Source organism: Halobacillus rhizosphaerae, assembly GCF_046719735.1.
GTDB classification, from domain to species: domain Bacteria; phylum Bacillota; class Bacilli; order Bacillales; family Halobacillaceae; genus Halobacillus_B; species Halobacillus_B rhizosphaerae.
Genome location: NZ_JAUTWQ010000055.1, coordinates 1 through 732 on the forward strand (window position 1 = coordinate 1; position 732 = coordinate 732).

2 protein-coding genes are annotated in these 732 nt (G+C 43.2%); both read left to right on the top strand.

Annotated features, from left to right (window positions below; genetic code table 11):
• The coding region (locus tag Q7A53_RS21685) for a helix-turn-helix domain-containing protein (protein ID WP_411791296.1) at positions 1-500 on the top strand (500 nt) is incomplete at its 5' end.
• 77 nt (positions 501-577) lie between these two features.
• The coding region (locus Q7A53_RS21690) for an IS3 family transposase (protein WP_411791297.1) at positions 578-732 on the top strand (155 nt) is incomplete at its 3' end.

Consider the following 732-nt stretch of genomic DNA (forward strand, 5'->3'; position numbering starts at 1 on the left):
AAAAACTCCAAGCGGCTCAACGGTATAATACGGAGGTCATCAGCTTTCGACAACTTGCGAGTGAAATAGGCGTCGATTCTTCTACATTACGATACTGGGTGCAACTCGTTGAGTATCATGGGGATCAAGCATTCATAAACCCCTATACAAACTATCCTCCCACCTTTAAACTGAGTGTAATTCAGTTTATGGAAGAGAAAGGGTATTCCATACGAGAGGCTTCTGCCATTTTCCACATCCCCCATTTCTCAATGGTGCGGCGGTGGGTACGAAAATGGGAGAAGGGCGGTATGGAAGCCCTTGAATCTAAACAAAAGGGGACAAGTTCTATGCCAGCTCGAAAAAAGGAAAAGCCGTCATCTTCCTTCAAGTCAAAGGATGAAGAATTGGAATACCTACGGATGGAGAACGCCTATTTAAAAAAGTTGAGAGCCTTAGTGAAAGAGAAAGAAGCCAAACAGCCATCATCCAAGAAAAAGCACAAACGATCTTCGAACTAAGGCATGATTTTCCGATTACTTCATTGATTCAACGAGCGGGACTTTCTCGCAGCACCTATTATTATCAAATCCAACGAATGGATAGGCCAGATCCTGACGAAGAATTGAAGAATAAAATCACGGCTATTTATCACGAACACGAAGGGACCTACGGCTATCGCCGTATCCAAATGGAACTTCACAATCAAGGGATCCATGTGAATCATAAAAAAGTGCATCGCCTTATGAAGGA